This is a genomic window from Dokdonella sp. (assembly GCF_017744955.1).
In the GTDB taxonomy this organism is placed as follows: domain Bacteria; phylum Pseudomonadota; class Gammaproteobacteria; order Xanthomonadales; family Rhodanobacteraceae; genus Dokdonella_A.
In genome coordinates, this window is the sequence record NZ_JAGIAG010000018.1 from 88,993 (window position 1) to 111,086 (window position 22,094).

20 protein-coding genes are annotated in these 22,094 nt (G+C 70.2%); 10 read left to right on the forward strand and 10 right to left on the reverse strand.

Annotated features, from left to right (window positions below; genetic code table 11):
- Positions 1–94: 94 nt before the first annotated feature.
- From J7520_RS18950 to recQ, 5 genes are all read right to left on the reverse strand, one after another.
- Entirely contained in the window at positions 95–1,021 is a 927-nt protein-coding gene (locus J7520_RS18950) for an HlyD family efflux transporter periplasmic adaptor subunit (RefSeq protein ID WP_291191901.1), read from the reverse strand.
- An 86-nt stretch (positions 1,022–1,107) separates the two neighbouring features.
- Positions 1,108–1,809 (reverse strand): ABC transporter ATP-binding protein, encoded by a 702-nt coding sequence (locus tag J7520_RS18955; RefSeq protein WP_291191903.1) that lies wholly within the window; start codon positions 1,807–1,809, stop codon positions 1,108–1,110.
- Positions 1,810–1,816: 7 nt separating this feature from the next.
- Entirely contained in the window at positions 1,817–2,944 is a 1,128-nt protein-coding gene (locus tag J7520_RS18960; RefSeq protein ID WP_291191905.1) for an ABC transporter permease, read from the reverse strand.
- Positions 2,944–4,392, reverse strand: a complete 1,449-nt coding sequence (locus J7520_RS18965) for a TolC family protein (RefSeq protein ID WP_291191907.1) — start codon at positions 4,390–4,392, stop codon at positions 2,944–2,946. The genes J7520_RS18960 and J7520_RS18965 overlap by 1 nt, the downstream gene beginning before the upstream one ends.
- Before the next feature lie 170 nt (positions 4,393–4,562).
- Positions 4,563–6,383 carry a DNA helicase RecQ gene (recQ, locus tag J7520_RS18970; protein WP_291191909.1) on the reverse strand — a complete coding sequence of 607 codons (1,821 nt, stop codon included), beginning with the start codon at positions 6,381–6,383 and terminating at the stop codon, positions 4,563–4,565.
- Between the two features lie 249 nt (positions 6,384–6,632).
- Here recQ and J7520_RS18975 point away from each other — a divergent pair, with 249 nt between their 5' ends.
- The 7 genes from J7520_RS18975 (at position 6,633) to J7520_RS19005 (ending at position 14,213) form a co-directional block, all read left to right on the forward strand.
- A complete protein-coding gene (locus J7520_RS18975) occupies positions 6,633–7,208 on the forward strand; it encodes a GNAT family N-acetyltransferase (protein WP_291191911.1) in 576 nt (191 codons plus the stop codon).
- 275 nt (positions 7,209–7,483) lie between these two features.
- Positions 7,484–8,707 carry an alpha-hydroxy acid oxidase gene (locus J7520_RS18980; protein ID WP_291191913.1) on the forward strand — a complete coding sequence of 408 codons (1,224 nt, stop codon included), beginning with the start codon at positions 7,484–7,486 and terminating at the stop codon, positions 8,705–8,707.
- 75 nt (positions 8,708–8,782) lie between these two features.
- A complete protein-coding gene (locus J7520_RS18985) occupies positions 8,783–9,679 on the forward strand; it encodes a transporter (protein ID WP_291191915.1) in 897 nt (298 codons plus the stop codon).
- Positions 9,680–9,729: 50 nt separating this feature from the next.
- Positions 9,730–11,169, forward strand: a complete 1,440-nt coding sequence (gene aldA, locus J7520_RS18990; RefSeq protein ID WP_291191917.1) for an aldehyde dehydrogenase — start codon at positions 9,730–9,732, stop codon at positions 11,167–11,169.
- Positions 11,170–11,179: 10 nt separating this feature from the next.
- Positions 11,180–11,809 carry a Rieske (2Fe-2S) protein gene (locus tag J7520_RS18995; protein ID WP_291191919.1) on the forward strand — a complete coding sequence of 210 codons (630 nt, stop codon included), beginning with the start codon at positions 11,180–11,182 and terminating at the stop codon, positions 11,807–11,809.
- A 53-nt stretch (positions 11,810–11,862) separates the two neighbouring features.
- A complete protein-coding gene (locus tag J7520_RS19000) occupies positions 11,863–13,590 on the forward strand; it encodes a PQQ-dependent dehydrogenase, methanol/ethanol family (RefSeq protein ID WP_291191921.1) in 1,728 nt (575 codons plus the stop codon).
- Positions 13,591–13,709: 119 nt separating this feature from the next.
- Entirely contained in the window at positions 13,710–14,213 is a 504-nt protein-coding gene (locus tag J7520_RS19005) for a heme-binding protein (protein WP_291191923.1), read from the forward strand.
- Here J7520_RS19005 and J7520_RS19010 read toward each other — a convergent pair.
- The 5 genes from J7520_RS19010 to J7520_RS19030 all read right to left on the reverse strand — a co-directional run bounded on the left by J7520_RS19010 (position 14,194) and on the right by J7520_RS19030 (position 19,738).
- A complete protein-coding gene (locus J7520_RS19010; protein WP_291191925.1) occupies positions 14,194–15,159 on the reverse strand; it encodes a LysR substrate-binding domain-containing protein in 966 nt (321 codons plus the stop codon). The genes J7520_RS19005 and J7520_RS19010 overlap by 20 nt on opposite strands.
- Positions 15,160–15,237: 78 nt before the next feature.
- Positions 15,238–16,428: a porin gene (locus J7520_RS19015; protein WP_291191927.1), complete on the reverse strand. Its 1,191-nt coding sequence runs from the start codon at positions 16,426–16,428 to the stop codon at positions 15,238–15,240.
- A 234-nt stretch (positions 16,429–16,662) separates the two neighbouring features.
- Positions 16,663–17,016, reverse strand: coding sequence for a LysR family transcriptional regulator (locus J7520_RS19020; protein ID WP_291191929.1), 354 nt, complete (start codon positions 17,014–17,016; stop codon positions 16,663–16,665).
- Between the two features lie 189 nt (positions 17,017–17,205).
- Complete coding sequence (locus J7520_RS19025) at positions 17,206–17,730, reverse strand: molybdopterin-dependent oxidoreductase (protein WP_291191931.1); 525 nt, start codon at positions 17,728–17,730, stop codon at positions 17,206–17,208.
- A gap of 10 nt (positions 17,731–17,740) precedes the next feature.
- Positions 17,741–19,738, reverse strand: a complete 1,998-nt coding sequence (locus J7520_RS19030) for a TonB-dependent receptor (protein ID WP_291191933.1) — start codon at positions 19,736–19,738, stop codon at positions 17,741–17,743.
- A gap of 140 nt (positions 19,739–19,878) precedes the next feature.
- Between J7520_RS19030 and modA the strand changes: the two genes are divergently transcribed.
- Genes modA through J7520_RS19045 form a run of 3 tightly spaced genes read left to right on the forward strand, consistent with a single transcriptional unit; the run spans position 19,879 to position 22,090 of the window.
- Positions 19,879–20,673: a molybdate ABC transporter substrate-binding protein gene (modA, locus tag J7520_RS19035; protein WP_291191935.1), complete on the forward strand. Its 795-nt coding sequence runs from the start codon at positions 19,879–19,881 to the stop codon at positions 20,671–20,673.
- Between the two features lie 36 nt (positions 20,674–20,709).
- Positions 20,710–21,405: a molybdate ABC transporter permease subunit gene (gene modB, locus J7520_RS19040; protein WP_291191937.1), complete on the forward strand. Its 696-nt coding sequence runs from the start codon at positions 20,710–20,712 to the stop codon at positions 21,403–21,405.
- A complete protein-coding gene (locus tag J7520_RS19045) occupies positions 21,398–22,090 on the forward strand; it encodes an ATP-binding cassette domain-containing protein (protein ID WP_291191939.1) in 693 nt (230 codons plus the stop codon). Before modB ends, J7520_RS19045 begins: the two co-directional genes overlap by 8 nt.
- Positions 22,091–22,094 lie beyond the last annotated feature (4 nt).

The following is a 22,094-nucleotide window of genomic DNA, read 5'->3' on the forward strand; positions in this document are numbered from 1 at the left end:
GCCCGCAAGCCGGGCTTTACGTCGTCAGGATACGGGCGGACGTCTTTCGGCCAGCTTTCACCGCCGGGCGCCGAAAGTCACGCCCGAACGCGCCTCAGCGCTTGAAGCGCACCAGCACGCGCTGGCCGATGCGGAACTCGCCGCCGTCGAGCTGCAGCACGCATTCGACGTCGTGCGCGCCGGCACGCTCGACCGGATCGTCGGTCAGCTTGCTCGGGCCGAACACCTCGCCCACGCGCAGCACGCGCGCCGGCACCGCCTGGCCCTGATCCGAGTCGCGCACGACTTCGGCCTGCATGCCGGGCTTGACCAGATCGACGTAGGCCTCGTTCAGCTCCGCACGCACGATGCGCGGGCGGTCCGGCAGCAGCTGGAACAATTCGGTCGCCAGCTGCACCGAAACGACGTCGCCGACGTGCGCCGCGCGGCGCACGACGCGACCGGCCACCGGCGCCTTGAGCGTGCGCGCGTCGAGCTCGGCATGCGCTTCGTCGACGCTCTGGTGCGCGAGCTTGACCGCCGCCTCGGCGGCCACGATTTCGGCTTTCAGCACGGCCAGCGCGGCCGTCGCGTCGTCGGCCGACTGGCCGGTCGCGGCACCGGCGCCGGCCGCCTCGCCGATGCGCTGCGCCTGCTGCTGCGCCTGCGGCAGCTTCGCTTTCAATACGCCGACCTGCGCTTCGGCCTGCGCCAGACGCGCCTCCGCGGCGCCGAGCGCGATCTTCGCCTGGCGCGAATCGATCACCGCGAGCACCTGACCGGCCTTGACCACGTCGCCGTCCTCGACGCGCACCTCGTCGAGCCGGCCGTCGCGCGGCGCGACGATGCGGACCAGGCCGCCTTCGACGTCGACCTGCCCGCGCGCCATCGCCAGGTACGGACTCGGCGCCGCGGCGGCCGCCTTCTCCTGCTTGCCGTCCGTGCACGCCGCCAGCGTCAGCGCCAGCAAAAGCGCGGCCAGCGGGCGCCGGTGCGCACCGAACGGATGGATCGAAGAGGTTTTCGCCGCTGCCGCCAACACTGGTCTTCTCCGCAGTCCGTGCAACATAGCAAATCCGCGCGAACCCTCGCGCGCGGCTCCCTTTCCCTGTTCGACGCCGCGCGCGCTCATGCCGCCTCCGGCGTCACCCGCCGGTCGGACAGGATGCGGCCGTCCTCCATCGCCAGCACGCGATCGGCGTGCGTGATCAGGCGCGGGTCGTGGCTGACGCAGAGCACGGTCGCGCCGTGCGTGCGCGCGATGCGATGCAGGGTGTCGATGACGATCTGGCCGTTGGCCGCGTCGAGCGCGCTGGTCGGCTCGTCGGCGAACAGGAGTTGCGGCTCCTTCGCCAGCGCGCGCGCGATCGCCACGCGCTGCTTCTCGCCGCCGGAAAGCTCCGCCGGCTTCAGGTACATGCGGCTGGCCAGGCCGACCTCCTCCAGCGCCACCGTGGCGCGCTTGCGCGCGGTGGCGTCGTCGAGGCCGAGATAGCCGAGCGGCAGCGCCACCTGCTCGACCGCGTCCAGCGCGGGAAACAGGTTGAAGCCCTGGAACACGAAACCGGTGTGGCGCAAGCGGAAGCGCTCGCGCTCGCGCGGCGACAGGCGCGCCAGATCCTGGCCGAGCGCGAAGGCGCGGCCGCCGTCCGGCCGCAGCAGCGCACTGAGGATCGCGAGCAGGGTGCTCTTGCCGCACCCGGAAGGCCCGGACACCAAGGTCAGCTCGCCGGACTGCACCTCGACCGAAAGCCCGCGCAGCACCTCGGTGCGCACCGCACCGGTGACGAAGGCCTTGCTCAGGTTGTCGGCGATCAGCGCGGCGCTCATGCGTTCGTCATCGCAGCAGCAGAGCCGGATCGGCGTGGCGCAGCGCGCGCACCGCCATCAGGCCGGAGACCAGCGCGATGCCCATCACCGCGAACGCGCAGATCGCGACGGTGAGCGCATCCAGTTGCACCGGCACGTCGCGCCGGCCGGCGAGCCAGACGATCAACGCCGTGACGACGCCGCCGACGACCAGCCCGAACACGCCGACCCAGGCCGACTGCTTCACCACCACGCCGCGCAGCGCGGAGAAGCCGACGCCGAGCGCGTGCAGCGTCGCGTATTCGCGGATCGAGCCGGCCACCGCGCCCATCAGCGTCTGGCTGGTGATCACCGCGCCGACCAGGAACACCACCGCGGCGAGGAAGATCACGCCGAGGCCGGCGCCGGTCTCGAACATCCAGTAGGTCACCGCGCGGTGCGCGAACGCGCGCGTGGTCCAGATCTCGTAGCGCCGCGCGCCGCTCGGCTGCAGGCGCTTGCGCACCTCGTCGGCGCGCTGCGGATCGCGCAGCTTGACCACGTAATAGGCGACGTCGCCGGCCTCGTTGTCGGTTTCCAGCCGCCGCGCGGTGGCCAGCGAGGTGAGGATGTTGACGCCGCCGAGCGCGCGCAGGCCGTTGCCGACGCCGACGATGCGCACGCGCTTGCCGTTGATGACCGCCTGCGCGCCGACGTCGAGGCCGAGCTTGGCCAAGTCGGCGCGGTCGATGATCACGCTGTCGGGCTCGTCGAGGCGGCCGCGCAGGTCCGGCGCGAGCACGTCGGCGAACATCATCGCGTCCGGCCGCGTGTCGATGCCGGAGACGAATACCGACACGCCGCCCTTGTCGCGCGGGCCGCGCCAGTCGCCGTCGATCCAGCGGAACGGTTCCACGCGCGCGACTTCCGGATCCATCAGCAGCTTGATCTCCGCATCGTGCGGAATCGGCCTGCCGAGTTCGATGCTCTGCGTGCCGGGATAGCCGACCCACAGGTCGCCGCCGGATTTCTTGATGTACACCGCCGCGCTGTTGAAGATGCCGAGCACCAGCGCGGCCTGCACCAGCAGCAGCAGGCCGGAGAAGGCGACCGCGAGCGCGGACGGCAGGAAACGCCGCCATTCGTGCACCAGCGTCTTGCGCGCCAGAGGCACCATCAGCGCCGGCCTTCGTGGGCATTGCGGAATGCCGGCGTCGCCGCGGGCGTATCCGTCGCGGAGCCCGCAGCGGCGCCGATTTCGGTCGCGGCGTTCGATGCCGGCAACGGCGCGCCGCCGAGCGACTTGTACAGCGCGATGAACGCGATGCTGCGCGCCTGCTCGGCCTGCGCGGCGTCGAGCTTGGCCTGCAGCAGCGCCGTGCTCGCGGCGGTGCGATCGAAACCGTCGGCGAGGCCGAGCCGGCTCAGCGTCGCGGTCGCGGCGGCGCTGTTTTCCAGACCTTCGACGCCGCGCGCCAGCGTGGCGGCGCGTTCGCTGTTCTGCTGCAGCGTCGCCAGCGCGATCTCCGCCTCGGCGATGCCGTCGAGCACGGCCTGCCGGTAGGCGAGCACGCTGGCCGACAGCGCGGCGTCGCGCGCCTCGACCACGGCGTGGCGCGCGCCCCAGTCGAGCAGGGGGATGTCGATCGCCGGACCGATCGTGACGATGCCGTCGGCGTCGGACAGCCGCGTGTGGCCGATCACGCGCGAGGCGTAGGTCAGCGAACCGCCGATGCCGAGGCGCGGATACAGGTCGGCCTGGGCCAGACCGAGTTCGCCGGCCGCCTTCAGCACCTCGCTCTCGGCGCGGTGGATTTCCGGCCGCGTGCGCAGGAGATCCGCCGGCGCGCTGGCGATGCGCAAGGCGCCCAGGCGCGGCGGCTCGCCGGCGGCGAGCAGATCCGCGCCCGGCTGGCTGCGTCCGAGCAGGACCGCGAGCTGCTGCCGGCAGCGCTCGACGGCGAGGCGCGGTTCGTACAGCGCGGCCTGGGCCGAGACGTGTTCGGCCTGGGTGCGCGCCAGATCGTTCGCCGATGCCAGGCGCAGGCGCTGGCGCGTCTGCGTCAAGCCGACCTTGTCCTGCGCCAGCTGCTGCATCTGCTCGAGCAGACGCAGACGCTGCTCGGCGCCGCGCAGTTCGACGTAGGCGCGCGCGACCTCGGCGACCACGCTGACGCGCGCGGCCTGCGCTTCGCTCTCGGCGATGCCGACTTCGCCGGCGGTGACGCGCGAATGGCTCTTGGCGCGGCCGAACAGGCCGAACTCCCATTTGGCGTCGAAGCCCATCTGGAAGTAGCTGGCGCTGTTGTCCGGCGCCGGCTCGGCGAAGGTGCGGATGCCGGCCTGCGGCAGATAGGCCGCGTAGGTGTGGCTGTCGAGCGAACGCGCCGCGCCGATGCGCAGCGCCGCCTGCTGCACCGTGAGGTTGTCGGTCAGCGCCTGTTCGACCAGGCGATCGAGTTCGGCGTCGTCGAACGCCTTCCACCAGCCGTGCAGGTCCGGCGCCGGCCCCAGCGCGGCCGACTCCGACGGCGCGTGTTGCCACGTGGCCGGCGTCTGCTTGGGCAGATGCGGCAGCCGCGGCGTGGCGCAGCCGGCCACCACGACGCCCAGCGCGCAAAGCACCGCGAATCGGAATCGGTAGGACCGGCCGTTGCCCTGTGACGGTGGCGAATGTACGGGGCTTGGGCCCATGCGCAGTATTGGAAGAAGGAAATGCGCTGAAGGCGCCGAACAAGTTTAGCCGTTCGCCCCCGACTGCGCCTTATCGCTATGTGAATATTGTGTGGCCCGGCCTATGACGCCAGCTGGGCGAGAAAGGCCTCGCCGTAGCGTTCGAGCTTGCGCTCGCCGACGCCGCTGATCGCGCCGAGCGCGGACAGGGTCTGCGGCCGCTCGCGCAGCATCGCCAGCAAGGTCGCGTCGTGGAAGATCACGTAGGCCGGCACGCCCTGCTCCTTGGCCAGGCGCGCGCGCAGTTCCCGCAGCGCATCCCAGCGGCCGCTTTCGTGCGGCGCGATGTCGAGCACGGCGCGCGCGCGTTCGCTGCGCGCGGACTGGCGCTTGGCGCGGCGGCCGGCGCGGTCGGCCTGGCGGCGCAGCAGCACCGGCTGCTCGCCGCGCAGCACCGCGCGGCTCGCCTCGGTCAGGCGCAGCGTGCCGTAGCCCTCCTCGTCCGGCGTCAGCAGGCCGATCGCGACCAGCTGGCGGAACACGCCGCGCCACTGCGACTTGTCCAGATCTGCGCCGACGCCGAAGGTGCTGAGCTGGTCGTGGCCGAGCGACTGGACGCGCTCGTCGGCCTCGCCGCGCAGCACCGCGGTCAGGTGCGTGACGCCGTAGCGCTGGCCGGTGCGGTAGACGCATGACAGCGCCTTCTGCGCGGTCACGCTGGCGTCCCAGGTCTCCGGCGGGTCGAGGCAGTTGTCGCAATTGCCGCACGGTTCGGCCAGCGTCTCGCCGAAGTAGGCGAGCAGGCGCTGGCGCCGGCACGCGGTGGTCTCGGCGTAGCCGAGCAGCTCGTCGAGCTTGCGCCGCTCGACGCGCTTGCGCTCCTCGCCGGCTTCCGACTGCGCGATGAACTGCGCCAACGTGACGACGTCGCCGAGGCCGTAGCAGAGCCAGGCGTCCGACGGCAATCCGTCGCGGCCGGCGCGGCCGGTTTCCTGGTAGTAGCCTTCCATGCTTTTCGGCAGGTCCAGATGCGCGACGAAGCGCACGTCCGGCTTGTCGATGCCCATGCCGAACGCGATCGTCGCGACCATCACCAGCCCTTCCTCGCGCAGGAAGCGCTGCTGGTTGCGCGCGCGCAAGGTGGCCTCCATGCCGGCGTGGTACGGCAGCGCGGCGACGCCCTCGCCCGCCAACCACTCGGCGGTGTCCTCGACCTTGCGCCGCGACAGGCAATAGACGATGCCCGACTCGCCGCGGTGCGCGGAGAGGAAATCCTTCAGCTGGCGCTTGGAGTCGTCCTTCTCGACCACCCGGTAGCGGATGTTCGGCCGGTCGAAGCTGGCGACGAACTGGCGCGCCGATTCCAGCGCCAGGCGCTCGACGATCTCGCGCCGCGTCGGCGCGTCGGCGGTCGCCGTCAAGGCGATGCGCGGGATGTCGGGAAAGCGCTCGTGCAATACGATCAGTTCGCGATACTCGCGGCGGAAGTCGTGCCCCCATTGCGACACGCAGTGCGCCTCGTCGATCGCGAACAGCGCCACCGGCGTGTGTGCGATCAGGTCCAGGCAGCGCTCGGTCAGAAGGCGCTCCGGCGCGACGTAGAGCAGCTTCAGCTCGCCGCGCGCGAAGCGCTTCTCCACCTCGCGCTGCTCCAGCGCGTCGAGGCTGGAGTTCAGGAATGCCGCTTCGACGCCGAGCTGGCGCAATGCGTCGACCTGGTCCTGCATCAACGCGATCAGTGGCGACACCACTACCGCGCAGCCGTCGCGCAGCAGCGCGGGAATCTGGTAGCACAGCGACTTGCCGCCGCCGGTCGGCATCAGCACCAGGGCGTCGCCGCCGCCGGCGACATGTTCGACGACCGCCTGCTGCTCGCCGCGAAACGCGGGGTAGCCGAAGACGGAATGCAGGATGTGTTCGGCGCGGGATTGTGATGAAGACATGCGGCGATGCTAACAAAGCGATGAGTGGAATCCGACGAGGCCGCATGCTGGAACGACGAAATTGCGCGAACCTTTCCCGACCAGCGCCCGGCACCTGCGATGATCGCAGGAATGGCATCGATGTCTGTAGGAGTTCATCGCCGTGAAACGTAGGATTCCGCTTGAGCTCGCAATCGCGGCGACGGCGTCGATGGAGCCACGAACCTGCGCCGACACCGCGGCACGCGAAGCGCGCCGATTCCTGATCCGATGATCCCACCGACCCGACCGGCCGACGCCGGCCACGCAAGCCGCCGCCTGCACTTCGAGGTGGTATCGAGCGAAGCCGTCCGCGGTGATCTTCGCGGCGCCCTGCTGTCGCTGTGCTCGCGCGCGTACGAGGAAGACTTCTCGCCGTTCCTGGCTCTGCTGTCGCCGGCCGTGCACCTGCTCGCGCGCCTCGACGGCGAGCTGGTCAGCCATGCGGCCTGGGTCGAACGCGAGCTGCGCGCGGCGAATCTCGCGCCGCTTCGCACCGCCTACGTCGAAGCCGTGGCGACCGCGCCGGAGCACCAGGGCAAGGGTTACGCGAGCGACGTACTGACGAGGATTCCCGCCCTCGTCGGCGATTTCGCGCTGGCCGCGCTGTCGCCATCCGATGACGGCTACTACCGCCGCCTCGGCTGGGAACTCTGGCGTGGCCCGCTGTCGTATCTCGATCCCTGCGGCGTCGACATCAACACGCCGGGCGAGCAGGTGATGATCCACCGGCTGCCGTCGACGCCGCCAGCGCTCGACCTGGATGCGCGCCTGTCGACCGACTGGCGACCCGGAGACGTGTGGTAGCCGGCGAAGCGGCTTTCCGGCTTTCTCCACAAAGAAACTTTCGGTCATGGCCGCCACTGCGATCATCACGATTGCCGCGATGCAATAGTCGGGACACAGCGCGTTTCGACGCCGCCATTCGCATGCGCGCGCCCGGAATCGCGGCTTCGCGCACTGCACCGCAGCAAGCGACACCGGAATTTCCTTCGGGGCTGCGCAGAAATTTATTCGGACACGCGCCGAAAAAGCGTCTCTAGTATCCAGGCCCGTCGCAGCAAGGAACCACCGGCGCGGGCATGGGCGAGACGATCACCAACATCCGGGATTTGCGCGAACGCGCCGAACGCCGCGTGCCGCGCGCGTTCTTCGACTACGACGACCGCGGCTCCTACGACGAGATCACGCTGCGCGACAACGTGCAGGCGCTGGAAGCGATCCGCCTGCGCCAGCGCGTGATGATCGACGTGGACCGGCGCTCGCTGGCGACGAGCATCGTCGGCGAGGCGGCCGCGCTGCCGCTGGCGCTGGCGCCGACCGGCCTGACCGGGCTGACGCGCGGCAGCGGCGAGATCCTCGCCGCGCGCGCCGCGGCGGCGGCCGGCATTCCGTTCTGCCTCAGCACGATGTCGATCTGCTCGATCGAACAGGTGCGCGCGGCGGTGCCGACGCCGTTCTGGTTCCAGATCTACGTGATGCGCGACCGCGGCTTCACGCGCTCGCTGATCCAGCGCGCGCGCGACGCGCAGTGCAGCGCGCTGATGCTGACGGTGGACCTGCAGATCCAGGGCCAGCGCCATCGCGAGATCAAGAACGGCATGACCGTGCCGCCGCGCCTGCGCCTGGCCAACCTGTTCGACATCCTCGGCAAGCCGGCGTGGATCTGGCGCGTGCTGACGGCGCCGAGCCGCTCGTTCGGCAATCTCGACGGCCGCGTCGCCGGCGCCGACGGCCTGAGCACGCTGGCACAGTGGATCGCCAACCAGTTCGATCCGACGCTGACCTGGGACGACATCGGCTGGATCCGCGAGCTGTGGCCCGGGAAACTGATCCTGAAGGGCGTGCTCGACGCCGACGACGCGCGCCAGGCGGCGCGTGCGGGCGTCGACGCGATCGTCGTGTCGAATCACGGCGGCCGCCAGCTCGACGGCGCGATCGCCTCGGTGACCGCGCTGCCGCGCATCGTCGACGCGGTCGGCGACCGCCTCGAGGTGCTGTTCGACGGCGGCATCCTGAGCGGCCAGAGCCTGCTCAAGGCGCTCGCGCTCGGCGCGCGCGCGGGGCTGATCGGCAAGGCCTTCCTCTACGGCCTCGGCGCCGACGGCGAGGCCGGCGTCGCGCAGGCGATCGCGATCATCCGGCGCGAACTGGACGTCAGCCTCGCATTGACCGGACGCACCGACGTGCGCCGCGTCGACCGCTCGATCCTGCTGCACGCCGACGGCAGCCCTTACGTGCCGGCATCGGCGCCGGCTCCGCTCGCGAACTCGGACGAGACATCACCACGGATCGCGCACGGATAGCGCGCGATCCACATACCGCTTCGGGCAGCGCGACCGGACGAAGTCCCGCGCCCGGCCACTGGGGAGACAACGAAGATGCGCAACGACGATCGAATCACCCGCTGCCGCCCATCCCTGCTCGCTGCCGTCGCGCTGGCGCTGGCGGCTGCCGCCGCACCGCGGACGGCGCCGGCGCAGGTCACGTTCGACGTGATCGGCCCGCACGAGTACGACCTGCCGGTCGGCTACGAGCCGTGGAACGTGTTCGTCCAGTACGTCACCGTGCAGGACAACGACAAGGCCTTCGACGGCTCCGGCGACCGCTTCAAGCTGGATCCCGGCTCGCGCGCGATCACCGGCCTGTCGAAGTGGGTGCACTTCTTCACCGTCGACTCGCTGCCGAACGTGGGCATGGGCTTCGAGGTGATCCAGCCCGAGGTCAACGTGCGCACGGACGCGACCTCGACCGTGCGCGCGAACACCAACAGCGGCTTCGGCGACACCATGATCGGCTACGCGGTCTGGTACAAGCCCACGCCCGGCACGACCCTCGGCCTGCAGACCTTCGTGCAGATGCCGATCGGCTCGAACGAAGTCAGCGACACCAACTGGAAGAACCTGACCAGCGCGTTCTGGTACGTGCCGTTCGGCGACGGCCGCTGGGGCTGGACCGGCGACTTCGGCTTCGTCGTGCAGAGCCCGCGCGACGACGGCCTGCATCCCGGCGTGACGGTGCACACCAACAACCGCGTCGGCTTCAAGGCCACCGACCTGCTCGAACCGTTCGTCGCGGTCGACTACGAGCGCACCGGCAAGGGCTCGGTGCGCGGCGGCGGCGAGACGCCGTCCTCGCATGCGCTCGACCTCGGCGCCGGCGTGCTGTTCCACCTGCATCCCAAGCATTCGCTCGCGCTGCGCTACTCGCGCAGCACCGAAGGCGAAAACCACGGCTCCAACGACTCGATGAACGTCAAGTACGTGTACGTATTCTAGTCGCGGCACTGCGCGGCGCCGCCGCGCCCGATCCACCAGGAGTACCTCTGATGCAACCGACCTACCAGAACTACATCGCGGGCGCCTTCGTCGGCACGCCGGGCGAACCGACGATCGACGTCACCAACCCCGCCACGCAGGAGCTGCTCGCGCGCGTCCCCGACGCGTCGGCGGCGAGCGTCGACGACGCCGTGGCCGCGGCGCGCCGCGCGCAGCCGGCATGGGAGAAGCTGCCGCCGATCCGGCGCGCCGGCCACCTGCGCGCGATCGCGGCCAAGCTGCGCGAACACCGCACCGAACTGGCGCGCGTGATCGTGCGCGAGCAGGGCAAGGTGCAAGGGCTGGCCCAGGTCGAGGTCGACTTCACCGCCGACTACATCGACTACATGGCCGAGTGGGCGCGCCGCCTCGAAGGCGAGGTGCTGACCAGCGACCGGCCGAACGAGAGCATCTTCCTGCTGCGCAAGCCGGTCGGCGTGGTCGCCGGCATCCTGCCGTGGAACTTCCCGTTCTTCCTGATCGCGCGCAAGCTCGCGCCGGCGCTGGTCACCGGCAACACGATCGTGATCAAGCCGAGCGAGGAGACGCCGATCAACGCGTTCGAGTTCGCGCGACTGGTCGCCGAGACGGACCTGCCCGCAGGCGTGTTCAACCTCGTCGGCGGACGCGGCGCGACCGCCGGCGAGGCGCTGGTGTCGCATCCGGGCGTGGACCTGATCACCTTCACCGGCAGCGTCGCCACCGGCAGCCGCATCATGCAGACGGCCGGACGCAACCTCACGCGCGTGAACCTGGAACTCGGCGGCAAGGCGCCGGCGATCGTGCTCGCCGACGCCGATCTCGACCTCGCCGCCAAGGCGATCTACGACTCGCGCGTGATCAACACCGGCCAGGTCTGCAACTGCGCCGAGCGCGTCTACGTCGAACGCGGCGTGCACGACGCGCTGGTCGAGCGCCTGGCGAAGCTGTTCTCCGCCACCCGCTACGGCGATCCCTCGGCCGAGGCGGACCTGCACATGGGCCCGCTGATCAACCAGGCCGGGCTGGACAAGGTCGCCGCGATGGTCGAGCAGGCGCGCAGCGACGGCGCGCGCATCGTCGTCGGCGGCAAGCGCGCCGAACGCGGCCGCGGCTTCCACTACGAACCGACGCTGATCACCGGTACGCGCGCCGACATGGACATCATGCGCAAGGAGATCTTCGGCCCGGTGCTGCCGGTGCAGGCGGTGGACGGCCTGGACGAGGCGATCGCGCTCGCCAACGACTCCGAGTACGGCCTGACCTCGTCGATCTTCACGCGCAGCCTCGATTCGGCGATGCGCGCGGCGCGCGAGCTGCGCTTCGGCGAGACCTATGTCAACCGCGAGCACTTCGAGGCGATGCAGGGCTTCCACGCCGGTCGTCGCAAGTCCGGCATCGGCGGCGCCGACGGCAAGCACGGACTCTACGAGTTCACCGAGACCCACGTGGTCTACCTGCAGACGTCCTGAGGGAACCACGATGAGCAAGACGAACGCACACGACGGCTGCGGCTGCGGCTGCGCCTGCCGCTCGACGGACAGCGCGCGCCGCAGCCTGCTGACCGGCGCGCTGGCGCTGGTCGCGCTGGCACCGGCGACGGCCACGCGGCTGGCGGTCGCACAGGAGCAGGCCGCGGCGACGAAGACCACGCGCAAGCCGCAGCCGGGCGACAAGCTCGCCTTCATGCTCGGCCCCAAGGAGGGCCAGCCGATCCAGCCGGGCGACATCGAGGCCGGCAAGGAACCGACCCTGGCCTACCCGATGGATCCGCAGACCGGCAAGGCGCTGGTCGCCAAGGCCAACCTGCTCACCGTGGTGCGCCTGAAGCCGGAGGAGCTGCAGCCGGCCAGCGCGAAAAACGCCGCCGACGGCATCGTCGCGTTCTCCTCGCTGTGCACGCACTACGGCTGTCCGATCACCACGCTGCACCCGAGCAAGACGCAGATCGTCTGCAACTGCCACGGCTCGATCTTCGACGCGGCCAACCGTGGCGCCGTGACCCAGGGGCCGGCCACGCGGCGGCTCGCGATGTTGCCGCTGGCCATTCAGGACGGCGCGCTGGTGGTGGCAGGCAAGTTCGACGGCCCGCTGGGGCCACCGACGTCCTGACGCCGCTTCGCTACGCCGCACTCATCACTCGAACGCACTACCGGGAGGAACGCATGAAATTGCAGCTGATCACCGCCGCGCTCGTCGCGACCATCGCCTCGGCCCCGCTCGCCGCGGCCGACTACCAGCCCGTCACCGACGCGCGCCTGGCCAACCCCGAGCCGGAGAACTGGCTGCTGACCAAGGGCAACTACGCCGGCTGGAGCTACAGCCCGCTCGAGCAGATCACCACCGCCAACGTCGCCAAGCTGCGACCGGTGTGGTCCGCGGCCACTGGCGTGCTGTCCGGCCACGAGGCGCCGGCGATCGTCAACGGCGACTACATGTTCGTCGCCACGCCGCACAACCACGTGTTCGCCTACAACGCCAGGACCGGCAAGCCGCTGTGGCACTTCCAGCGCGAAGTGCCCGAAGGCATCGGCGCCCTGCATCGCACCAACCGCGGCGTGTCGCTGTACGGCGACAAGGTCTACGTCGGCAGCGTCGACTGCATGCTCAGCGCGCTGGACGCCAAGACCGGCAAGCTGCTGTGGGACGCGCAGGTGTGCGACTGGGAGACCGAGAGCGCCTACATCACCTCCGCGCCGCTGGTGGTCAAGGGCAAGGTGATCATCGGTCCGTCCGGCGGCGAGTTCGGCGTGCGCGGCTTCCTCAAGGCCTTCGACGCGCAGACCGGCAAGCTGGTGTGGACGCGTTACAGCGTGCCGGCTCCCGGCGAGAAGGGTTCGGACACCTGGCCGCAGGACGGCAAGTGGAAGGATGCCTGGAAGCACGGCGGCGGCACCATGTGGATGCCGGGCAACTACGACGTGAAGAACGACGTCATCTACTGGGGCGTGGGCAACGGCGGCCCGTGGATGGGCGATCAGCGTCCGGGCGACAACCTATATCTGGCCTCGGTGCTCGCGCTCGATCCGGCCAGCGGCGACATCATCAGCCACTTCCAGTACCACTGGAACGACTCCTGGGACTGGGCCGGCATGAACGCGCCGACGCTGGTGGAGTACACCAAGAACGGCAAGAAGGTCAGCGGCATGATCAGCGCGCAGCGCAACGGCCGCCTGTACTGGCTGGATCGCGACGCCAAGGGCAACATCACCTACAACAAGTCCGAGCCCTACGTCACCAACACGGTCTTCACCAGCGTCGATCCGAAGACCGGCCGGCCGACCTACAACATGGACGCCAAGCCGCACACCGGCGAGACCCACACCTACTGCCCGAGCCTGTGGGGCGGCAAGGACTGGCCGTACGAGGCCTACAACCCGAAGACGGGCATGCTGTACGTGCCCTACAACGACAACCACTGCCTGACGCTGACCGGCATCATCCAGCCGATCATCCCCGGCCAATGGTCGGCAGGCGCGGACATCAACAAGCTCGACCTGTCGGTGAAGGAAGGCTTCGACCACATCGGCGGCATCCAGGCCTGGGGCGTGGACAGCGGCAAGCTGGTCTGGCGCGAGAAGTATCCCAAGTCGTGGAACTTCGGCTCGATCCTGACCACCGCCGGCGGCCTGCTGTTCGCCGGCGGCACCAACGACCGCATGTTCCGTGCCTACGATGCGCAAAGCGGCAAGCTGCTGTGGGAGTTCCCGACTCCCTCCGGCATCATCTCGCCGCCGTCGAGCTTCTCCATCGACGGCAAGCAGTACGTCGCGGTGGTGTCCGGCTGGGGCGTGGACGCGCAGTGGATCCAGGGCAAGATGCACACGCTCGCGGGCTGGGACGAGAAGGTTCCGGAAGGCGGCAGCGTGTGGGTGTTCGCGCTCGGCGACTGAGCGCATCGCCGTCACGGACGTCCGCGCCGGACTCGGCGCGGACGTTCCTTTCCGCGGCGCACGCGCCGCACTTCCCCGCGAAGCGGCCACCGCACGACGGCGCGCCGCCGGAGATTCCGATGAAGATGCGTACCGATGCCGCCGGCGCCCTGTTCGCGCTCGGCCTGCTGCTCGCCGCCCCGGCGCAGGCGCTCGAGCGCGTGCCGGTGCTGTCGCTCGACGTCGCGCAGAAGATCGCCGACGCGGTCAAGGCCAAGGCGGTCGAGAAAGGCTGGAAGATGAACGTCTCGATCGTCGACGGCGGCGCCAACACGCTGCTGTTCGAGCGCATGGACGGCGCCGCGCTCGGCTCGATCCAGCACGCGCAGCTGAAGGCCGAGCAGTCCGCGCGCATGGGCGCGGCGACGCGCCAGTTCGGCGAGCTGGCGTTCGGCAAGGACGCCAAGGGCGGACCGCTGCCCGGCGTGGCGCACCTGCCCGGTTTCGTGACGTTTCCCGGCGGCCTGCCGATCAAGGTCGGCGACGTGACGATCGGTGCCGTCGGCGTCAGCGGCAGCATGCCCGACAACGACGAGGTCTGCGCCCAGGCCGGGCTCGACGCGGTCAGGGAACTGCTGAAGTAGGCGCCGCCGCGCGCGCGCAGATCGCCGTCAGCCAGTCGATGAAGCGGCCCTTCGCCTCGTCGATGCCGTGCTTGCGGTGCCAGCACACGAAGTAGGAGAACTTCGGCCGCGCCTCGACCGCGAACAGCTGCACGAGCTGACCTTCCTTCAACGCGCGACGCGCCAGGCTGCGGCGCGCCAGCGCGATGCCCTGATGGGTGATCGCCGCCTCCAGCATCATGCCGAGGTCGACGATGCGATGGCCCGACTCCGGGTCCGGCCAGTCGATGCCGGCCTGCGCCAGCCACGGCTGCCACGGCTCCAACGGACAACGCAGCAGGAATTCCTTGCGCAGGTCGCGCGGCGAGGCCAGCCCGCCCTGGCGCGCAAGGAACGCCGGGCTGCACGCCGGGAACACCGGCTCGTCGACGAGGCGCTCGCATTCCAGCGCGTCGAACGAGCCTTCGCCGAAGCGGATTTCCAGATCGCAGCCGGGCGCGGAGATGTCCAGATAGGGAATCGACAGCATCAGCTCGAGTTCGATCTCCGGATACGCGCCGGTGAATTCGGCCATGTGCGGGATCAGCACCTCGCGCGCGAACGTCGGCGGCAGCGTCACGCGCAGGCGCTGCTGCGCGGCGGAGGCGCGGCGGTGGAACGTCGAACGCGTCAGCAGACCGAGCGCCACGCTGACCTGGTCGAGGTACTCGCGCCCCGCCGGCGTCGGCTCCACGCCGCGGCCGACGCGGCACAGCAGCTTCACGCCGAGCAGCGATTCCAGCGCCGCGACGCGCTTGCCGACCGCGCTCGGCGTGACCGCCAGCTCATCGCTGGCGCGCTCGAACGAACCGGAGCGCACCGCCGCCTCGAATGCGCGGATGTGCGCGACCGAAGGCAGCCGCACGTTCTGCAGCAGCTGTTGCGGCGCAGACGGAGAAACGAGCGGATTGGCGTGCGGATACGACATCCGCGCATGCTAGCAGTCGCGGGAGCACGCGCCGTTGTGCGATGCCGCGACCGCCGCGCACCTGCTGCGCGCGCACGATCAGAAATAGATCTGCGCGCGCAATTCGAAGATGCGCGGATCGAGCGAAAGCCCCGCGCGGTCGCTGCTCGCCTGGATGTAGTTCGCCTGGAACTTGAAGTGCTGGGTCAGGTACCAGTTCGCGCCGAGCGTCCAGTCGTGCTGCTTGCCGCCGCGGATCGCGCCGTCGTTCAAGTCCAGCTCGCTGTAGCGCAGCAGCAGTTCCCACGCGCCCCAGGCACCTTTCGGTTTGAGGTTGTTGGTGTTGCCGCCGCTGTAGGGCCGCGATTCGCCGGTGACGACCCAGCTGCCGAACACGTAGAACCCATCGGCGCCGTAGTAGGGCTTGCCGGCCTTGCGCGCGACGTCGACGGCGAGCCATTCGCCCTGCACCGACCACGGCCCGGAAATCCACAGACCTTCCAGGCCGTAGCGGCGGATGGTGTCGACGTCGGACAGCGCACCGCTGTCGACCAGACGCACGGTGGTCAGGCCCGCTTCCGGCGTCGAGCGGATGCGCGCGCTCGGCCCATTGCGCTGGCCGCGGCCGTTGGTGGTCGCGTCGGGGTTTTCCTCCGAGGCCGAAACGCCGAGGTGGATCACATCGCCTTCGCCCTTGCGCGGCGTCCAGGCGATGCGTCCGGCGAGGGTCGTGCCGTCGTTGTCGCCGTGCAGGTCCTGGCCCCAGTAGTAGCCGAGATTGACGAGGTACTGCGGCCGCTCGAACGCCCAGTCGACGCCGGTGCGGCGGCCTTCGTAGATCGCCTGCGCCGGCAGCGCGAGCTCGAGGAACGAGGTCGCCTTCGACGAGGTGACGCCTTCGAACGCGACCGGCGTCTTCGAGTAGCCGAATCGGAACGCGCCGTAGTCCGCGCCGAGGAACGCCTTGGACTGCAGGCGCAGATTGACGTCCTGCCAACTCTTGGCCTGGTACTCGTAGGCGATCACCGCGTCGTAGACGCCCTTCTTCTTCAGCGTCAGGCCGAGTTCCTTGCGCCGGTTGGTGTGCGAGTCCTCGAAGCGCGAGCTGCCGTTCGGCAAGGTGTCGTCGCTGAACTCGTTGACGTCGTAGCGATAGACGCCGGTCAGGCCGACGTCGGTGCCGTCGCCGAAGGTGTAGTGCACCGGCCAGTCGTTCAGATCGTAGGCGGCGGCGGGCGCGGCGAAGGCGTGCAGCGCGACGGCCGCGGTCAGGAATACATGGCGTTTCATGCGTGCGGATCCGCTCCCCAGGAAGTCGTCCGATCTTCCGACGCGATCGCCGCGACGCGGAACTGACGCCTCGTTGTTACCTCATGCCCGTACGCCACCCGGCACCGACGAAGCGGGTTCTTTCAAAGAACGCGAGCTTGGACGGCCGCGTCGGACTCCCGGATCGGATCGACACCGCAGACCGTCGCGTCTCGCCCGGAACGGCGATCGCGGACGATCGCGAGAATCGACGCGCTATCGCAGATACCGGCGCAGCGCGGCCAGATCGGTCGCCGCCGCTTTCGCCGCCGCCTCGTGCAGTCGCGTGTAGCGCGCGAGCACGTCCTCGCCGATGCGCGTCAGGCGCGCGCCACCACCGCCCGAGCCGCCCTTGCTGGCTTCGACCAGCGGCCCGCGAAAGCTGCCGTTCAATTCCTCGACCAGCTGCCAGGCGCGCTTGTAGCTCATGCGCATCGCGCGGCCGGCGGCGGCGATCGAGCCGGTTTCGCGGATGCCGGCGAGCAGGTCGGCCTTGCCCGGCCCGAGCGCGACGCCGGGCGCGAGCGTCACGCGCACATGCAGCTTGGTGGCGGCTGGATTCTTCTTCATCGCAGAGCCTGCATCGGCGGCGTCCTCGTCGAGCGCGAAGAATAACGCTGCTAGGGTGTCGAGAACGAACTCCCGCAGAGCCGCAGAGATCCAATCTTCCCCGGCGATTTCCTCTGCGTCTCCGCGTCTCCGCGAGAAATGCTCCTTCAAAACACCGGCAAGACGACGACGCCGACGAGACGCCGCGCGTCACTTCTCCGGCGCGCGCAGGACGTCGATCGCGACGACCTGGCGCACCCAGCGTGCGGGACGCTTCTCGCCGGTCGCGACGATGCGGAACGGCCCCTCCTTCGCGTCGAGCGGCTTGCCGTCGCGGTGGTCGGCGAGGATGACTTCGCCGTCGCGGAAGCCGGCGTCGAGTTCGGCCAGCGCGTACACCGCGCGATAGCCGTCCGCCGCGTCGACGCGCAGGTACAACGCGAGCGCCTTGCCGCGCAGCGTGTCGCCGGTCGGCACGCCGGCGTCGCGCAGCAGGTCGATCAGGCGCACGCCTTCCCAGCGGCCCGGCGTGCCGTGATCGTCGGCTTCCACGGCGACGCGCTTCATCTTCGCCAGCGCCGCGGCGTCGAGCCGCAGCGGTTTGGCGACCTCGCCGCCGAGCGCGACCGCTGGCGCGTCCCCGGCGGGCGCGCGCTCCGCCTGTGCGACACCGCAGGCAATCCAGGCCACCAGCGACAAGGCGAAACCGGCGAAGCGGCGAGTCAACGGGGTCATGCCATTCTCCTCAGAAGTTCTTGCCGAGTTCGACGAAGAAGGTCCGCCCGGCTTCCGGGAACCCTTCCAGATAGCTGTAGCGCCGGTCGAGCGCGTTGCGCACGCCGAGGCCGAGCTCGAACGACGCGATCGGCCCGCGCACGCCAGCGTCGACGACGGTGAAGCCGCCGGCGACGCGCGCGCCGTTGCTGCTCGAGTAGCGCTTGCTCTCCGCATCGGCGGACAAGGTCGCCTGCCAGCCGGCGGCGAAGCGGTAGTCGAGCGCGGCGAACAGTTTCTGCCGCGGCGTGTCGGTCGGCAGCACGCTCGGCTGGGCGATGTTGCGGCGCTGCACGTAGCTGTAGTTGGCCCGCATCGACCACGCCGGCGACAGCGCCAGATCGCCGGAAAGCTCCACGCCGCGATGCCGGGCGCGACCGACGTTGCGCAACTGCGAACACGGCGGCGAGGTGCAGGCATCCGGCTGCAAGGTGACGCTCTGGATCGCGTCGCGCAGCCGGCTGTCGAACAGCGCGATCTTGTAGTCGAACGCGCCGCGCGATCCGCGCGCGCCGATCTCCACGGTGTCGCTGTCTTCCGGCTTCAGCGTGGGGTTCGGGATCGCCGAGCCGAGCCGGTACGAGTAGCGATCCTTCAGGGTCGGGAAGCGGGTCTTGCGGCTCGCGCCGGCGTAGAGCTGGAAACCCTCCGCGACCTGCCAGGCGGCGACCAATTGGCCGTTGAAGGCGACGTCGCTGCCGACCGCGAACGGCACGATGCGATTGCCGGCCTGCAGGTCGTCCGCTCGCTGCGACTGCAACAGGTTCCACGACACGCCCGGCGTGATCGTCCAGGCCGCATTCGGACGCCACTCGTGCTCGAGCGCCGCCGACCAGGTGCGATCCTTGAAGCGCTCCCACGGCGCGCCGACCGCGTCGCTCTCGCGATGGAAGTCCTGCTTGCCGTGCAGCGCGGCGCGCGTGACCTGGCTGTCCGACCAGCGCTGCTCGAAGGCGACGCTGAAGCCGTAGGTGTGATCGTCGTACAGGCTGGTGAACGCGTACGGACGACGCTGCGTGATGTATGTCGCGTCGTCGTAGGAGCGCAGCTCGTTCTGGAAACTGTCGTAGTACAGCCGCACGTTGAGATCGGCCGAATCGAGCACCCGCGTGCGCGAAATGAAGTAGGCGCCGTCCTTGTCCCACTTCGGCCAGCGCCAGTAGCGCGCGGACACGCCGGGGGCGTGGCCGGCGTAAGGCGGCGTCTGCTTGTCGTCGTCGACGTGATAGACGTTCAGCGCGTACTCGTCGTTCGCGTTCGGCGTCCAGCCGAGCTTGAAAGAGACGTCGAGATCGCGCGCGCCGGAATTCGCGCGGCGCTCGCCCGGCTGAACCGGAGTACGCGGATAGCCCGACGGCAGCGTGTAGTAGTCGGCGTCCTGCCAGGAGGCGGTCCCCTGCGCGTACCAGGAACCCCGGTTGGTGCCGAAGCGGCCGCCGGCGCGGTACGCCGGCAGGTCGCCGGAACGGTCGACGTCGACGCCGGCGTAGGCGCGGCCCTCGAACGCCTCCTGCGGACGCCGGCTGACCAGGTTGATGCTGCCGCCGAGTGCGTTGGGCCCGTACAGCACCGAGGTCAGCCCCTTGGTTACGACGACGCGCGACAGGCTTTCCACGCCGAGGCGCGCGAGATCGAGGTTGCCGTCGTAGGGCACGTAGACCGGCACGCCGTCGACGTACAAGGTGACCTGGCGGCTGTCGAAGCCGCGCACGGCGACCAGCGAATCGCGACGCTGGCCGAAATTCTGCCGCGTGACGCCGGGCAGCAGGTCGAGCGCTTCGGCGACGTTGCGGCGCGCCTGCGCGCGGATCTCTTCGACGTCGAGCACGTCCGCGCCCGGCGGCAGCGCGTCGACCGCGTTGCCGATCACCTCGACCACGCCGAGCGGCACGACCGTCTCCGTCGCCTTCGTCAGCTCGTCCGCAACCGTGCCCGCGGACGCGAGCGCGCACGCGATCCCGATCGCCATCCTCTTCGTCATGAATCGCCGCCCCGGTCCGCGCACTCGATATAGTCGAATGACTATATAGCATGCGGTCGCGACCGTTTCGCACGAGGCGGAACTGCGATATGTTCTCGTGTACCCATCGGTACTCGAGGCTTCCGACGATGACGCGCGACCGCCGCTCCGTTTCCCGCTGGCCGATCCGCATCGCCTGGCTGCTCTGCCTGTGCCTGATTCCGTTCGGCGTACGTGCGGAACCGGTGCTGGTGTTCGCCGCGGCGAGCCTGAAGCCGGCGCTGGACCGCATCCTCCAAGCACCGGAGATCGCCGCCATCGGCGAGATCAAGGCGAGCTACGCGGCCAGCTCGCAGCTGGCGCGGCAGATCGAGGCCGGCGCGCCGGCGGCGATCTTCGTCTCGGCCGACCAGGACTGGATGGACTACGTCGCCGAACGCAAGCTGATCGTGGCCGAGTCGCGCGGCGACCTGCTCGGCAACGCGCTGGTGCTGATCGCGCCGAAGGGCAGCGCGATCCGGCTCGACGTCGCGCCCGGTTTCGACCTCGTCGGCGCGCTCGGCAAGGACGGCCGCCTCGCGCTCGGCGAGCCGAACAGCGTGCCGGCCGGCAAGTACGCCAAGACGGCGCTCGGCAAGCTCGGCGTGTGGGACGCCGTCGCCGCGCGCGTGGTCGCGGCCGACAACGTGCGCGCGGCGCTGAATTTCGTCGCCCGCGGCGAAGCGCCGCTCGGTGTGGTGTACCGCTCCGATGCGAGTTCGGAACCGTCCGTGCGCGTGATCGCGACGTTCCCGGACGACACGCACGCGCCGATCGTCTATCCGGCCGCACTGATCGCCGGGCACGACACGCCGGCGGCGCGCGCGCTGCTCGACGCATTGCGCGCGCCGCCGCAACAGGCGATCTTCCGCACCTATGGATTCGACGCGCCGCCGAAACGCTGAAGGCCTTCCACCCGTCGCGACAGCGCGCGTCCGGGCATGACCGCGCTGACGCCCGACGAGTGGCAGGCGCTGGGCCTGAGCCTGCGCGTCGGCCTGATCGCCGTGGTGGCCGCGCTGCCGTTCGCGCTGGCGCTGGCCTGGCTGCTCTCGCGCAAGCGCTTCCCCGGACGCGCGCTGCTCGAATCGCTGCTGTTCCTGCCGCTGATCCTGCCGCCGGTGGTGACCGGCTACGCCCTGCTCGCATTGTTCGGCGTGCACGGCCCGCTCGGCGAGCTGCTCGGCGCGTTCGGCATCGTCGTCGCGTTCCGCTGGACCGGTGCGGTGATCGCCGCCGCGGTGATGGGCTTCCCGCTGCTGGTGCTGTCGATCCGCGCCGCGTTCGACGGCGTCGACCGCCGTCTGGAGGCGGCCGCGGAAACGCTCGGCGCCGGCGCCTGGCGGCGCTTCGCGACGATCACGCTGCCGCTGTCGCTGCGCGGCATCGTCGCCGGATGCGTGCTGGCCTTCGCGCGCGCGTTCGGCGAGTTCGGCGCGACGATCAGTTTCGTCTCCAACATTCCCGGCGAGACGCGCACCCTGCCGATCGCGATCTACGAACTGCTGAACACGCCCGCCGGCATGCCCGGCGTGCAGCGGCTGGCGCTGGTCTCCCTGCTGGTCGCGCTGGTCGCGAGCGTGAGCGCCGCATTCGTCGCCGGCGGCGCGCCGTGGCGGAGGCGCGAGGATGCTTGAGCTGCAGATGCGCCACGCCTTCGGCGACCTCGACCTGGAACTGGCCTTCCGTTCCGAGGCACGCACGCTGGCGCTGTTCGGCCACTCCGGCGCCGGCAAGACCAGCGTGCTGAACGCGATCGCCGGCCTGCTCGAGCCGCGCTCCGGGCGCATCGTGCTCGACGGCGAAGTGCTGCTCGACACCGCGGCCGGCGTGCGCGTGCCGATCGCGCAGCGGCGCATCGGCTACGTGTTCCAGGACGGCCGCCTGTTCCCACATCTCAGCGTGCGGCACAACCTGCTCTACGGCGCGCCGGCGCGCGACGCGACGTACCGCACCGAGTTCGACGGCATCGTCGACCTGCTCGAACTCGGCCCGCTGCTCGAGCGCCGGCCGCACAACCTCTCCGGCGGCGAGCGCCAGCGCGTCGCGGTCGGCCGCGCCCTGCTCTCCCATCCGCGCGCCCTGCTGCTCGACGAACCGTTGACCGGCCTGCACGCCGAGGCGCGCGTACAGGTGCTCGACTACCTGCGCCGGCTGAAGCAGGAACTGCGCGTGTTCACCGTGCTGGTCACGCACCACGCGGACGAGGTCGGCGCGCTCGCCGACGAGGTCGTCCGCCTCAGCGCGGGACGCATCGTGCGGCAGGTGCCGATCGCCGAGTTCGTCGCGCGGCGCGCCGCATTCGCCGCGAAGGAACCCTGATCGC